Annotated in this window: 15 protein-coding genes; 6 read left to right on the top strand and 9 right to left on the bottom strand. The window is 73.9% G+C overall.

What is annotated here, in order from left to right; genetic code table 11:
* Positions 1-25: 25 nt before the first annotated feature.
* Positions 26-487, bottom strand: coding sequence for a DUF3291 domain-containing protein (locus Q5425_RS29540; protein ID WP_308675610.1), 462 nt, complete (start codon positions 485-487; stop codon positions 26-28).
* Positions 488-519: 32 nt separating this feature from the next.
* Here Q5425_RS29540 and Q5425_RS29535 point away from each other — a divergent pair, with 32 nt between their 5' ends.
* Together Q5425_RS29535 and Q5425_RS29530 are read left to right on the top strand one after the other, a co-directional pair.
* The gene (locus Q5425_RS29535; protein WP_308675609.1) at positions 520-1,542 is read left to right on the top strand and encodes an alpha/beta hydrolase-fold protein; all 1,023 of its coding nucleotides are present in this window, start codon (positions 520-522) and stop codon (positions 1,540-1,542) included.
* A gap of 247 nt (positions 1,543-1,789) precedes the next feature.
* Positions 1,790-2,656, top strand: a complete 867-nt coding sequence (locus Q5425_RS29530) for an alpha/beta hydrolase (RefSeq protein WP_308675608.1) — start codon at positions 1,790-1,792, stop codon at positions 2,654-2,656.
* Here the strand turns inward: Q5425_RS29530 and Q5425_RS29525 are convergent.
* Both Q5425_RS29525 and Q5425_RS29520 read right to left on the bottom strand, forming a co-directional pair.
* Positions 2,614-2,955 (bottom strand): DoxX family protein, encoded by a 342-nt coding sequence (locus tag Q5425_RS29525; RefSeq protein WP_308675607.1) that lies wholly within the window; start codon positions 2,953-2,955, stop codon positions 2,614-2,616. The two genes, Q5425_RS29530 and Q5425_RS29525, sit on opposite strands and share 43 nt — an antisense overlap.
* 97 nt (positions 2,956-3,052) lie before the next feature.
* Entirely contained in the window at positions 3,053-3,610 is a 558-nt protein-coding gene (locus Q5425_RS29520) for a TetR/AcrR family transcriptional regulator (protein ID WP_308675606.1), read from the bottom strand.
* A 68-nt stretch (positions 3,611-3,678) separates the two neighbouring features.
* Between Q5425_RS29520 and Q5425_RS29515 the strand changes: the two genes are divergently transcribed.
* Entirely contained in the window at positions 3,679-4,629 is a 951-nt protein-coding gene (locus Q5425_RS29515; RefSeq protein WP_308675605.1) for an alpha/beta hydrolase, read from the top strand.
* Between the two features lie 85 nt (positions 4,630-4,714).
* Here Q5425_RS29515 and Q5425_RS29510 read toward each other — a convergent pair whose 3' ends face one another.
* The 3 genes from Q5425_RS29510 to Q5425_RS29500 form a co-directional block, all read right to left on the bottom strand.
* Positions 4,715-5,134: a DUF6292 family protein gene (locus Q5425_RS29510; protein WP_308675604.1), complete on the bottom strand. Its 420-nt coding sequence runs from the start codon at positions 5,132-5,134 to the stop codon at positions 4,715-4,717.
* A gap of 274 nt (positions 5,135-5,408) precedes the next feature.
* Entirely contained in the window at positions 5,409-6,329 is a 921-nt protein-coding gene (gene ligD, locus Q5425_RS29505) for a non-homologous end-joining DNA ligase (RefSeq protein ID WP_308675603.1), read from the bottom strand.
* Positions 6,330-6,338: 9 nt separating this feature from the next.
* A complete protein-coding gene (locus Q5425_RS29500; RefSeq protein WP_308675602.1) occupies positions 6,339-7,085 on the bottom strand; it encodes a GAF and ANTAR domain-containing protein in 747 nt (248 codons plus the stop codon).
* 105 nt (positions 7,086-7,190) lie between these two features.
* Between Q5425_RS29500 and Q5425_RS29495 the strand changes: the two genes are divergently transcribed.
* A complete protein-coding gene (locus Q5425_RS29495; protein ID WP_308675601.1) occupies positions 7,191-7,928 on the top strand; it encodes a GAF and ANTAR domain-containing protein in 738 nt (245 codons plus the stop codon).
* A 4-nt stretch (positions 7,929-7,932) separates the two neighbouring features.
* Positions 7,933-9,348, top strand: coding sequence for a PP2C family protein-serine/threonine phosphatase (locus Q5425_RS29490; RefSeq protein ID WP_308675600.1), 1,416 nt, complete (start codon positions 7,933-7,935; stop codon positions 9,346-9,348).
* Positions 9,349-9,357: 9 nt separating this feature from the next.
* Here Q5425_RS29490 and Q5425_RS29485 read toward each other — a convergent pair whose 3' ends face one another.
* Together Q5425_RS29485 and Q5425_RS29480 are read right to left on the bottom strand one after the other, a co-directional pair.
* Positions 9,358-9,753, bottom strand: a complete 396-nt coding sequence (locus tag Q5425_RS29485) for an STAS domain-containing protein (protein ID WP_308675599.1) — start codon at positions 9,751-9,753, stop codon at positions 9,358-9,360.
* Positions 9,754-9,854: 101 nt separating this feature from the next.
* A complete protein-coding gene (locus Q5425_RS29480; RefSeq protein ID WP_308675598.1) occupies positions 9,855-10,631 on the bottom strand; it encodes an ANTAR domain-containing protein in 777 nt (258 codons plus the stop codon).
* Between the two features lie 299 nt (positions 10,632-10,930).
* On the opposite strand from Q5425_RS29480, the gene Q5425_RS29475 reads away from it, so the two are divergent.
* Positions 10,931-11,869, top strand: a complete 939-nt coding sequence (locus Q5425_RS29475) for a PfkB family carbohydrate kinase (protein ID WP_308675597.1) — start codon at positions 10,931-10,933, stop codon at positions 11,867-11,869.
* Between the two features lie 188 nt (positions 11,870-12,057).
* On the opposite strand, the gene ligD (Q5425_RS29470) is transcribed toward Q5425_RS29475, so the two are convergent.
* The gene (gene ligD / locus Q5425_RS29470; protein WP_308675596.1) at positions 12,058-13,647 is read right to left on the bottom strand and encodes a non-homologous end-joining DNA ligase; all 1,590 of its coding nucleotides are present in this window, start codon (positions 13,645-13,647) and stop codon (positions 12,058-12,060) included.
* Positions 13,648-13,664: the final 17 nt, after the last annotated feature.

Here is a 13,664-nt window from a genome sequence, read left to right as displayed (position 1 = left end):
AGGCGACCGGGCCGCGGCGACCGGATTACCCGCCGCGGCGCAGCGGTCGCCCGTCCGCCCCGAACCGGCGCAGCAGCGAAAACGCTTGCGGGGACGGCCCGTGGTCGCGGAGGTACCGCAACCGCGCCAGTGCCGGCTCCACGCCGGGGCGGCCGCCGTCCGGCACCCACCACAGGGCCGTCGACGGCTGCGGCGTCCGCGCGAACCAGCGGCGGCGGCGCAGCAAGAACTGCCCGTGCGCGCTGCGGTAGACGAATTCGTGCAGGCTCCGGTAGTCGCGCCACACCGACACGTTGACGACCAGGCCGACGCCGCCGTGCGCCGCAACGATCGCGTGCCCGGATCCCGCGCCCAGCCGCCAGACGAACCCGGGTGCGGCTTCCGCCAGCCGCGCGACGGCGTCGAAGGCGTTCGCGAACCCGGCCATGACCGGATCGTCCAGCGGCGCCCGCGGCACCGCGACGTTCACCTGAGCCAGCTCGGCCACCGCGCCAGCGTAGACCGTGGTTGACTGGCGGCATGCTGCCCTGGGACGGGGAACTCGCCGGCCGGCTCGACCGGCACACCGTGACCTCCGCGCTGTTGCGCGGCAACCCGCTCGACGACCCGCACGAACGGCCGCTGTGGGTGTACGTCCCGCCCGGCTACGACGACGGCGACGAGCGGTACCCGGCGGTGTACGTCATCCAGGGCTACACCGGGCACCTGACGATGTGGGCCAACCGGACACCGTTCCGGCAGCCGTTCGTGGAGACGGCCGACGCCGTCTTCGCCGGCGGCGCCCCGGGCTGCATCGTGGTGTACGTCGACGCGTGGACCGCGTACGGCGGCTCGCAGTTCGTCGATTCGCCGGGCACCGGCCGCTACCACTCCTACCTGTGCGACGAGATCGTGCCGTGGGTCGACGAGCACTACCGGACCCTCCCCGGCCGCGACTCCCGCGCGATCACCGGCAAGTCGTCGGGCGGCTTCGGCGCGATGATCACCCCGATGCTGCGGCCGGACCTGTTCGGTGCGCTGGCGACGCACGCGGGTGATGCGCTGTACGAGCTGTGCTACGTCCCGGACTTCGGCAAGGCGGTCCGCGAGCTGCGCGACTACGACCAGGACATCCAGGCGTGGTGGGCGGACTTCCGCAGCCGCCCGGCGTTCACCAAGCCCGAGGATTCGACCCTGCTGATGATGCTCGGCGTTTCGGCGTGCTTCTCGGCCCGGGAGGACGGAACGCCGGAGCTGCCGTTCGACCCCCGGACCGGCGCGCTGCGGCCGGAACAGTGGCAGCGCTGGCTGGACTGGGACCCGGTCCGCATGGTGCCGGGCCACGCGGAGGCGGTCCGCTCGCTGCGAGCGGTGTGGATCGACGCGGGCACGAGCGACGAGTGGTTCCTCGACCTGGGCGCGGAGGCGTTCCGGGCGGAGGTGGTCCGGGCGGGCCTGCCGGAGGACCGCATCCACTTCGAGCTGTTCGACGCGGGGCACGGCGGGATCGATTACCGGTACCCGCTTTCGCTGGCCTGGCTGGCGGAGCGGCTGGCCCGCTGACGTCACCGACCGGCGGCCCCACCTCGGCGACACACCACCTCGTCCGGGGCGGTTTGCCCTGCTGCGGCGGAAACGCCCGAGGCGGTGAAGTGCACCGGGCGGTAGCCGGCCGGCCGGCCGGGGCTGGTGTTGAACCGCGCGCGGAATTCCGGCTTGTCGCCGGTCGGCCGGGGGTCGCTGCCGGTGTGTCGTGATCTTCCGAGGACCGCAGCCCGGTTTTCGCCACCGCCTTCGTTAAGCTCGCCCGATGGTCACCGAGACCGAACTGGCTCTGCCCGGCGGGCGCTCCCTGCACGTCTACGACACCGGCGGCCCCGCGCGGCTCACCGTCTTCTGGCACCACGGCACCCCCAACACCGGGGCGCCGCCCGAACCCCTGCTCCCCCTCGCCGCGGAGCTCGGGGTGCGGTTCGTGTCCTACGACCGGCCCGGTTACCTCGCCTCCACTCCGGTGCCCGGGCGGACCGTCGGGAACGCCGCCGGCTGCGTGACCGCCGTCGCCGATGCGCTCGGGGTCGGTGAGTTTGCCCTGATGGGGCACTCCGGGGGCAGCTCGCACGCCCTGGCCTGTGCCGCTCTGCTGCCGGAGCGGGTGCTCGCCGTGGCGAGCCTGGCCGCCGTGGCGCCCTATGACGCCGGGGGGCTCGACTGGTTCGGGGGCATGGCCGCCGCGAGCGCCGCCTCGCTGCGCGCCGCCGCCGAAGGGCGGGCGGCCAAGGAAAAGCACGAGGCCGCCGCCCGGTTCGATCCCGACGTCTTCACCGCCGCCGACATGGCCGCGCTCACCGGGTCCTGGTCGTGGCTGGACGACGTCGTGCGCGCGGCCCTCGCCGGCGGGCCCGGCGGGCTGATCGACGACGATCTCGCCTACGTCGCCCCGTGGGGGTGCGACCCCGCTTCGATCGGCGCGCCCGTCCTGCTCGTGCACGGCGAGCAGGACCGGATGGTGCCCGCCACGCACAGCGCGTGGCTCGCCGCGCGGTGCCCGGCCGCGGACCACCGGCCCACGCCCGGCGACGGGCACCTGTCCGTGCTGCGCCACGCCGGCGACGCCCTCACCTGGCTCGCCGATCAGGGCACCAAGGCCAGCGAAGCGACGACCGGCGCCAGGTAGAGCACCGGGAACGCCAGGTGCGCGTACGACCGCGCCCGCGCCACGGTGACGAGCGCGCCGGTGAAGTACAGCACCAGGCCGATCGCCGCCGCGATGCCGATCGGCGGCCAGAAGAGCCCGGCGATGAGCCCGAGCGCGCCGGCCGCCTTGGCCGTGCCGAGCCACGGCCACCACGACCGGGGCACGCCGTACTCGGTGATCGGCTCCACGACCCACTTCGCGTGGGCGAACATCGAGACGGCCGAGAAACCGACCCAAGCGGCGGCGGCGACGGTGACGATCAGGTGAGCGGTGGACATCGGAGCTCCTCGCGGGATTCGCGGTCCCCGGTCGGGGTCCGTCACCCCCACGACTCCGCGGCCGGGGCCGATGTGACAGCTCGGGCTGTGACGGCGGTCACTGCCGCGCGAAGTGCGCCAGGACCATTTCGACCAGCGCGGTGACGTCGGCGCCGGCCATCGGCCGGCCGGTCATGCCCATCCGGTGCAGCAGCGTGCCGACCACGACGTCGATGAAGAACAGGACCCGCTGCTCCGGCTCGCCGAGCGCGTCCTGGAGCGCGAGCCGGTACGGGTCCTGCAGCCGCGAGGACAGGACGTCGCGCAGGGCCGGATCGCTGACCGCGTCGCTGAACACGCCGGCGAAGCTGTCGCCCACGCCGGGTTCGCCGATCTTCGCGGCGATCCAGCGGATGGCCGCGGACAAGATCCCGGCCGGGCTCCCGTCCGACGGCGGCAGGGGGCCGAACGCGTCCAGCAGGCAGTCCACGATCAGCTCGCCCTTGGACGGCCAGCGCCGGTAGATCGTCGTCTTGGCGATGCCGGCCTCCGCGGCGATGCGTTCGACGGTGGCGCGCGCGTACCCGAGGTCGTGAACCGTGCGCAGTGTCGCGGCGAACACGACGTCGTGAACGCCGGCGCGGGGACGGCCCGGGGGCCGGGCGGGCGAAGCCATGGCGCCACCGTACCGGTTTTCGCTACCTTGGGTTTCGATACCTCAAGTTTCGAAATCAGGGAGAGATCATGTCCGAGGAAACGACCGTGCAGCGTCCCCCGGAGCCGGACTGGCTCACGATGACGACCGGGGAGCTGATCGCCTACCGCGAGGCGGAGAACCGCTTCCGGGCCTCCGCCGCCGCGCGGGCGGTCACCGGGGAGCCGGACCCGGGCGCCGTGATCGAGTGGCGGGAGCTGGCCCTGCCCGGCCGTTCGCTGCCGGTCCGCGTCCACCGGCCGGCGCGGACCGGCGCCGCACTGCCGCTCGTGGTCCACGTGCACGGCGGCGGGTTCGTGGGCACGGCGGTGCAGAGCGACTGGGTCACCAGCCACCTCGCCGCGCAGCTGCCCGCGGTCGTCGTCTCGGTCGAACACCGGCTCGTCGACCCGGAGCACCCCCTGCCGCACGCCGTCGACGACGGCTGGGACGTGCTCCGGCACCTCGCGCGGGACGCCGGGGCCTGGGGCATCGACCCGGCGCGGATCGCCGTCTTCGGCGAAAGCTGCGGCGGGTTGATCAGCGCGCTGGCGGCGATCCGGGCCCGTGAGGCCGGCCTGCCCCTGCGGGCGCAGGTGCTGGTCAACCCCGCGGTCGACACGACCGACGCGATGCTCGACCACCCGTCGGTCACCGAGCACGCCCGGACGCCCACCCTCGGCGTGCCGGTGCTGCGCCTGTTCCGGCGGCTCGCCGCTCCCCCGGGCACCGACGCCCGCGCGCTCTCCCCGCTGCACGCCGACGACCTGGGCGGGCTGGCGCCGGCGCTCGTCGTGGTGCCCACCCACGACCCGCTGGCCGATCACGGCCGCCGCTACGCCGAACGGCTCGAGGCGGCCGGCACCCCGGTGCGGCTCACCGAGCACCCCGGTGCGGGGCACGCCTTCCTCAGCACGCCGGGACTGGTGCCGCAGGCCGGGACGGCGCGGGCGGAGATCCTCGCGTTCCTCCGGGACCGGCTGGCCGCGAACCGCACCTGAGCCGCGCCCGGGAGACCTCGACCGCGGTGCCGTGCCGGGGCCGGAAGTCCCGGCACGGCACCGCGATGTCCACAGTGGAGGGTGGCTACCGGGCTCGCAGCAGCGGCAGGAGCTCCTGGTGGCGGCCGGCCCGGCGCAGCACGGGCGAGCCGGGCCCGGCCGGCTCCCGGGCCCCGGCCCGCAGCGCGGTCAAGAAGCGCACGACCTCGCGCGGCGGCGGCAGGATGTCCTCGCCGCCGAGGTAGGACAGCACGATCATGTCCTCCCCGCACGCCGCCTCGACCGCGGCCGCCCAGCCGTGCACCTCGTCCCAGAGCAGCGCCACGTCGCGCTCGGGGAACCGGCGCAGCCGCCAGTCCACCGCCACGTAGGCCGACACCGGGACGTCGAGGTCCACGGCGCACGATTCGAAGCCGAAGCCGAGTGCTCGCGCCACCTCGCCCAGATACGCGCGCAACCCGCGCTGGAACCAGAATTCGAGATCGGCGTCGATCAGGCCGGACACCCGTTTCCTTTCGCCACGTTCGACAAGACCGGCAGGGGCCGCCACATCATTGTCTTTCGCCACCGCGACGGCTGCCGCGCTTCGTGCGTAGACCGTACCGGCTTCGCCGAATTCGGCCCACCACCGGACATCCTCCCGCGCGGGTCGTGCAGCGACACGGCCGTCTGCACGTGCAATGATCCATTGTGGACGATCAAATCCGCAGGTGACGCAGTTTTTCGCAATTCCGGAAAACCTCGCGCGGGATCTTCGCCGAAATGGCGGCTGCCGAAGTTCAGCCGAACGCAGGAATCGGCACCCGGGTACGGTCCAGATCCGCGAAGAGATCTCCGTGGTCCTCGACGCGCCGCAGCACCTCTCCGGCGGTGAACCTCAGGTGCGTGACGTGCCGGCAGGCGCGGACCTCGTCCCAGGTGACCGGCGTCGACACGGTCGGCTCGTCGCGCCCGCGCAGCGAGTACGGCGCCACGGTGGTCTTGAACGGGTTGTTCTGGCTCCAGTCGATGAAGACCTTGCCCGGGCGCAGGGTCTTCGTCATCCGCGCCACCACGAGATCCGGTGTCTCCGCGGCGAGCCGCTCGGCGAGCGCTTTCGCGTACCGCGACGGCGCACCGCCGTCGGTGGTCGTCACGCCCGCGTACAGCTGCATGCCCTTCGAGCCGCTGGTCTTCGCCACCGGGGACAGCCCGGCTCCGGTGAGGACGTCGTGGAGCCGTTCGGCGACGCGGCAGCAGTCGACCACCGTCGCGCCGGGGCCCGGGTCGAGGTCGAAGACCAGCCGGTCCGGGGTGCGGCGCTCGTCGCCGGGGCCGACCGTCCACTGGTGGACGTGCAGTTCGAGCGCGGCGAGGTTGGCCGCCCAGACGAGCTCGGGCAGGTCGTTGATCAGCGGGTAGGAGACGAGCTCGGGGTCCGTGCCCCGGCCGCCGACGGCCAGGCGCGCCGTGCGGACCCAGCCCGGGGCGTGGCGGGAGACGTCCTTTTCGAAGAACGAGCCGCCGTCGACGCCGTCGGGGAACCGCACGAACGTCATCGCCCGGTCGCGGATGTGCGGCAGCAGCACCGGCGCGACCCGCGTGTAGTAGTCGAGCACCTCGCCCTTGGTGAAACCGGCCCGCGGGTAGAGCACCTTCCCGAGGTTCGACAGCGTCAGCTGCCGCTCGCCGACCCGCACCGTGATCCGGCTGCCCGCCACGGCCCCACGTTACCGCGGCAGGAACCGCCCGGAGACCACCCGCTCGACGAACCGCTCCGCGACATCGCGCAGCTTCGTGTTTTCCCGCTGCGACTGGTCCACCAGGAGGGCGAAGGCGTCGTCGGCGCCGACCTGGCGGATCGCCATCAGCATGCCCTTGGCCTGGTCGATGACGGCGCGCGAAGTCAGCGCCGTCCGGAGGTGCTCGGCCCTCTCCCGGGCCCGCAGGTACCGGGAGTACACGCGGAGGATCGCCTCCACCGCGGCCGTGTAGAGCTCCAGGAGCTGGGCCTCGACCTCCTCGAAGCCGTCGTCCCGCCGTCCGAAACAGTTGACCGCGCCGGAGAACTGCTCGTCGGCCACCAGCGGCGCGGCGAGGAAGCTCCCGAAGCCCGCCTCCCGGGCCCCGCGGGCGAAGTCCGGCCAGCGCTCGACCGCGTCGGACACCGTGGTGCGGACGATCTTGCCGCTGCGGATGGCTTCGAGGCAGGGGCCGTCGCCGATCCGGTACTGCTCGCCGTCGAGTTCGCTCACGACGCCGCTCGTCGCGGTCGCCGTGTGCGGCACCTCGCCGGTGACCAGCGTCACCGACGCCTCGTCGACCCCGGGGACGGCGTGCCGCACCTGCCGGCACACGTGCTGCAGCAGGATCCGGAAGTCGTCCTCTTCCCGCAGGACCGCCGTGAGGGCTTCCAGTGCCCCGGTGACCTCGTCGAACAGCGGCGAGGCCGTCGCGGTGGGGTCGAGCCGTTCCATGTCTGCTCCTCCCGCTCGGGCGCGAAGTGCCCCCGGGTACCCCGTTCGCCGCGAATCCATGTCCGCCGACGTTTATCGGTCGAAGCGAGTTGGTAATCAGCGGGCATGTCGTCGGAACCGGCCTCGCCGGGCGAACTGCCGCTGGACGGTGAGCTAGCCACCGTCGCCGCCCGGATGTCGGGGCTGCTGCTGTCGCGGGAAACCGTCGATTCGGTGCTGGAGCTGATCGTTTCGCTGGCGGGGACGACGATCGCCGCCGCGGCGGGAGTCGGCGTCACCCTCGTCGACGCCGACGGCGGGCTCGTCACGACGAGCGCCTCGGGCCCCTTGGTGCGCGAAGCCGACGCCCTGCAGTACGAGCTCGACGAAGGCCCCTGCATCGCCGCGCTGGCCGATCGTTCGCCGCAGCGGATCGACGATGTCGTCACCGAACGGCGGTGGACGCGGTGGTGCGCCGCGGTGGCCGGCTCGGGGCTGCGGTCGGTCCTCACCGCGCCGATGGTCACCGAAGACGGCTGCCACGGCGCCATCAAGATCTACGGGACGGCTCCCGGTGCCTTCGGGCCCGTGGCCGAGCGGGCGCTGGAGACGTTCGCCGACCGGGCCGCGGTCCTGGTCGCCAACGCCCGCGCCTACGAGCGGGCCAGCCGGTTCAGCGCGCAGTTCAAGGACACCCTCCGCGACCGCGACCTGATCACCCTGGCGAAGGGGTTCCTCATGGGCCGGGACGGCCTCGGCGAGGACGCCGCGTTCGACCGCCTGCTCTCGGTGGCCCGGGCGAACGGCACCAGCCCGGCCGAAGCCGCCGCCCACCTCGTCGGCCCCGCGCCGCGGGAACGGTGAGCGCATGCGTTTCCTGCCCGAGGAGGAACAGCGACAGCAGATCGCCGCCTGCTTCGCCCGGAGCGACCTGACGCTGGAACAGCTGTGGATGCGGTACTTCGCGCTCGGCGGCAGCCTGAGCCTGCTGGAGCTGGACGCCTACCTCAACGGGCTGGTCACGCTGCCGCGCGTCGACCGCGACATGCTCGCCCACGCCGTCAACGAGCGGCTCGACGAGGTGGCCGGGCCGGCCCGCGCGCCCTACAGCCACACGGTCAGCGACGCAAAACCGCTGCACGGCCCCCTCAAGGCCCTGGTCGACCTGCTCGAAGGCGCCCACCGCGCCCCGCCCGAGCGGCTGCCGGCCGTCGTCGCCGAGGCGGGCCGCGCGCTCGACTTGAACATCGGCGTCTACCTGGCCGACTACGACCAGCGCACGCTGGTGCCGCTGCGGCCGGGCGCCGCGGCGCTCGACATCGAAAGCACCGTCGGCGGCGACGTGTTCCGCCGCGCCGAAACCACCGTCACGCCGGACGGCACGCTGTGGACGATCCTCGTCGACGGCGTCGAACGGCTCGGGGTGCTGGAGATCGTCCCGGCCGGCGACGCCGACCCGGCCGACCCGGTGCTGCGGGAGCAGTGCCGCTGGCTGGCCGCGCTGCTCGGGCACCTCGTCACCGTCACCACCCAGTACGGCGACGGCCTGGACCGCCGACGGCGGCACCGGCGCCGTGGCGCCCCCGCCGAGCTGCTGTGGCAGAGCCTGCCGCCGCTCACCGGGGCCACCGAAAGCGTCGTCGTGGGCGTCAGCGTCCAGCCGGCCTACGACCTCAGCGGCACCGTGTTCGACTACGCCCTGTCGGAGGAGCGGGCGCAGCTGGCGGTGTTCGACACCGGTGCGCGCTCCCCCGGCGCGGACACCGCCGTCGTGCACGCCCTGGCCGCCTACCGCGCCGCCCGGCACGTCGGCGCGTCCCTGGGCGAGCAGTTCGCCGCGGTCGGCGCCGAGCTCGAAAGCCGGCCGGACGCCCCGGACGTCTGCGGGGTGCTCGCCGAACTGGACCTGCGCACCGGCGTCCTGCGGCTGCTCGACGCCGGGCACCCCACGCCGCTGGTCGTCCGTGGCGGCGAGGCTCTCCCCGTGCCCGTGCCCGGGCCCGCCGCCGCGCGGTTCGCCTCGGCCGGCGAACCGGCGCCGGCCACCGAGATCCGGCTCGAAGCCGGCGACCTGCTCGTCCTGTACTCCCGCGGTGTCGCCGAAACCACGGACGGAACCGGGGAGCCGTTCGGCCGGGCCCGGATCGCCGGGCACCTCGGCGAGGACGCCGGGGAACTGCCGCCGGAGATCGCCCGCCGGCTCACCCGGGCGGTTTCCGACCACGGCGGCGGCGAGTTCCGGCAGGACGCGGGCGTGCTGATCGCCCGCTGGATCCCCCGCTGACGGTTTTCCTCAGCAGGCGGTGTCGTGCACTTCGGCGGCCAGCAGCTCCCGCAGGGCGTCGGACAGCGACGCGAACATCGGGACGACCGCGGCCAGCCCGGTGATCCGGAACAGCCGCGCCAGCGTCCGGCTGGTCGCCACGACCCCGAACCGCCGTCCCTCGGCACCGGCCCGCTCGGCGGCGGCCGCGAGGGCGCGGGCGCCGGCCAGGCCGACGAAGGCCACCTGCGTGAGGTCCACCACGGTCGTCCCCGGTGGCGCCGCGCGCAGCTCGCGCTCGAGGATCGGCAGGGTCAGCGCATCGATTTCGCCGGTGAGGGTCAGCACCAGGAAACCGGGGCGGTACGCCGTCCGGCGCGCCGTGAGCGGCGCCGACCGGGCAGGGACCGGAAAGGTGGGGGACACGGGTTCGGTTGGCCTTCCGCGCCGGGCGGGGCCGGCGACGCAGTGACGTGATCAAGGACGGGGTCTTGATACCCAAACACCCCGTTCGGAAACGCTCTTCTTCAGGGCGAGACGCCGGTGAAGGCCGACCAGAGCCGTTCCGCGGCGTGGCGGGCCGGGGCGCCGGGGCGGATCTCCCGGGAGCCCTCCGGCCGGTCGGCCGGGTGGCCCCCGAGGTGCTCGACGAGGGCGACGGCCAGCTCGCGGACCTTGACGTTGAACTCCTGGCTGGCGCGGCGCAGGGTCTGCCAGGCCTCCTCCGGCGAGCACCGCCGGAGGGCCATGATCGCGCCTTTCGCCTGCTCGATGGCGGCGCGCGAGGCGAGCAGGTCGAGCATCTGGTCGGGGTCGCCCGCGGTGGCGGTCTCGGCGACCACCAGGGTCGTTTCGGTGAGTTTCGCGTAGCGCCGCAGGACGGCGAGGGTTTCGGGCCCGGGCGCCCGGTCGAGCGTCACCGACAGGACAAAAACCCCGTCCTCATCCCAGAAGCCGGGCAACGCGACGGCGCCGCGGATGGCCGCGGCCGCCGGACCGGCGTCGAAGAGGGTTTCGCGGGTCAGCGCGGGCCAGCGGGAGTCGCCGAAGAGGCAGTCCGTGGTGACCGGCTCACCGGTGGCGTCCGCGACGACGACCGGGCCGCCGTGCGCCAGCTGGACGGGCAGCAGGTGCTCGGCCACCCCGGCGGTGGCCAGCACCCGCAGCGGCCGCTCGCCGTGGCTGACGGTCAGGCCCGCACCGAGCCACCCGGGCAGCTCGCCGCCGATCCGCTCGAGCAGCTCCTGCAGCAGTTCGGCCAGGGGTCTCCAGCGGTCCGCCGCGTTCATCAGTGTCTCGGTCACCGAACCTCCAGCGGTATTGGTCCCCTTCATTTACCGCACCCCGCGGCGCCTCGCCTCCGTCAGCGCGCCGGTTTGTGGGCCCGGCCACGCCGACGGGCGAACCCGCGCGGCCGTCCGGCCCAACCGGATCACCCGGCTGCGCAGGGCCACAGCCGGGGCCCGATGAGGCCCTTCGGTGGCCACGGCGGCCGGGTCATCCGGGAACCACCCGACCCGAACGAGCGGTTTACCCGGCGGCGCGGGCCGGGTAGCCGGACGGTGATCCGAGGAGGCGCCATGACCGTCCGGTGGAACCGGTGATGTTCAGCGAAGTCGTCGTCGTCGGGCAAATCGCCCGCGACCTGGTGATCGAGGTCCCGGATGCCCCCGGGGCGGGCTCTTCGGCGCCGGTGCGGCACCGGCAGGAGCTGCTCGGCGGGAAGGGCGCGAACCAGGCCGTGGCGCTGAGCCAGCTCGGGATGTCGGTGTCGCTCGTCGGCGTCGTCGGCCGGGACCGGACCGGGGACGCGCTGCTCGCCCAGGCCCGCGCCGACCGGATCGGCACGTCGCACGTGATCCGCCGGCCCGGTACCGAGACGGCGTTGCTCGTCGACGTCGTCGAGGACCACGGCCGCCGCCGGTACCTCGAACACGTGCCGGACGGGACGCTGCTCACCGAGACCGACGTCTTCGCCGCGTCCGCCCCGATTTCGGCCGCCGCCTCGCTCATCGTGCAACTGCAGCAGCCGGCCCCGGTGGCGCTGCTGGCGGCGCGGCTGGCGCACACCGCGGGCACCCGGGTCGTGCTGGACGGGGCCCCGCAGGACGACGCGCTGACGGCGGACCTGCTCGCCCTCGCCGACGTCGTGCGCGCCGACGGCCACGAAGCCGAGCTGCTCACCGGGCAGCCGGTGGACGACGTGCCCGCGGCCGCCCGGGCCGCCGCGGACCTCCGGCGGCGCGGGCCGTCGCTCGTCGTGCTCGAGGTCGCCGGGCAGGGGAACCTCTTCGCCGGGCCGGAAGGCACCTGGTTCGTACCGCACGTCGAGACCGAGGTCGTCGACCCCACCGGCGCCGGCGACGCGCTCGTCGCCACCTTGACCGCGGCGCTGACCCGCCGCCGGCCGCTGGAGACGGCGGCAAGCCTGGCGGTCGCAGCCGCCGCGGCGACGACCGGGCACGCGGGCGGGCGCCCCCACCTGTCCCGCGCCGAACTCGACCGGCTGCAGCCACGGCGGCTGGAAACCGTCCACGCCTGAGGCTCAAAGGCCGGGCAGCTTCTGCTCAAGCCCCAGCAACACCGCGAACAGCCAAGCGCTCCGGAACCTCCCGGACCGTCCACCGGCCGGGCGCGAGGTCCGGGCACGCGGGCGGACGCCCCCACCTCTCCCGCGCCGAACTCGACCGGCTACAACCACGACGGCTGGAAACCGTCCACGCCTGAGGCTCAAAGGCCGGGCAGCTTCTGCTCAAGCCCCAGCAGCACCGCAAACGGGTCACCGCGAACAGCCAAGCGCTCCGGAACCTCCCGGACCGTCCACCGGTCGGGCGCGAGGTCCGGGTCGTCCAGCTCGTCCCACTCCAGCGGCACCGAAACCGGCGCACCGGGCCGGGGCCGGACGCTGTAGGGCGCGACGAGGGTCTTGTTGAGCACGTTCTGCGTGTAGTCGAGCCGGGCCAGGCCGCGGCGCTTGTCCTTCGTCCAGGCCCAGCTGACCAGGTCGGGCAGGACCCGCCCGATGGTCTTGGACACCGTCTCCGCCCACGTGCGGGTCTGCTCGAAGGTGCAGTGCGGCGCGATCGGCACCCACACCTGGATCCCGCGCTGCCCGGTCACCTTGGGCCGGCCGGTCAGGCCGAGGTGCTCGAGCGCGGTGCGGTGCAGCCGCGCCAGCTCCAGCACCTGGTCGAACGTGGTTTCCGGGCCCGGGTCGATGTCGAACAGCACCCACGTCGGGTGGTCGACGTCGGCGGCGCGGGACGTCCAGGCGTGCAGCTCCAGCGCGCCGTAGTTCGCCAGCCACGCCAGGGTCGCGACGCTGTCGGCCACGACGTACCGCTGGCTCTCCCCCGCCTCGGCGCGTTCGTTGCGCCAAGTGGTCAGCCAATCCGGCGCGTGCTGCGGGACCGCCTTCTGCCAGAAGCCCGGCTCGGTGACGCCCTGCGGGAACCGGTTGGTGTTGAGCGGGCGCCCGGCCAGGTACGGCAGCATGACCGGCCCGGCGGTGACGTAGTACCGGATGAGGTCCCGCTTCGTGACGGGCTTCCCGCCACCCGCCGCCGGGAAGAGCACCTTGTCCAGGTTGGTCAGGGTCAGCTCACGGCCCGCGACCGACCACCGGCCCTTGGCGCCCAAGGCGTCGAGAGCCGCCAGTTCCTCTTCGGTGGGCGCCTGGAAGCCGCCGACCGGTTCCTCCGCCTCGGCGGCGGGGCGGTCGCCGTGCCAGAGGGCGTCGGGAGCGGCCGCGACCTCGTCGTTGGTGCGGCCGCTCTTGACCGAGCGCGGGTGGTCCTCGGCGTTCCAGCCCGCCTCGGCGTGCTCGTCCTGCTTGTGCAGGAGGAACCACTGGTCCTTGTCCCCGCCGTCGCCGCGGCGGGTGCGGACGAGGACGAACCGCCCGGCCAGCTTCTCGCCCTCGAGGTCGAAGTGCAGGGTCCCGGACTCGATCGCGCGCGCCGGATCGGCCTCGACCGGCCGCCACACGCCGCGGTCCCAGACGATGACGTCCCCGCCGCCGTACTCGCCGCGCGGGATGACGCCTTCGAAGTCGGCGTACTCGATCGGGTGATCTTCGACGTGCACGGCCAGCCGGCGGGCCTTCGGGTCCAGCGTCGGCCCCTTGGGCACCGCCCAGCTGACCAGCACCCCGCCGAGCTCGAGGCGGAAGTCGTAGTGCAGCCGGCGCGCGCGGTGGCGTTGCACGACGAACCGGTGGCCTTCCGGACCGGCCGCGGCCCCACCGGCCGGCTCCGCGGTCCGGTCGAAGTCGCGCATTTCCTGGTAACGCCGCAGTTTGCGGGCCGGGGCTTCTGCCATGCCCCGGGGGTACCCAC

Origin of the sequence: Amycolatopsis sp. A133, from assembly GCF_031082405.1 — a bacterium.
Lineage (GTDB): Bacteria > Actinomycetota > Actinomycetes > Mycobacteriales > Pseudonocardiaceae > Amycolatopsis.
This window is presented reverse-complemented; position numbering and strand designations above follow the sequence as displayed.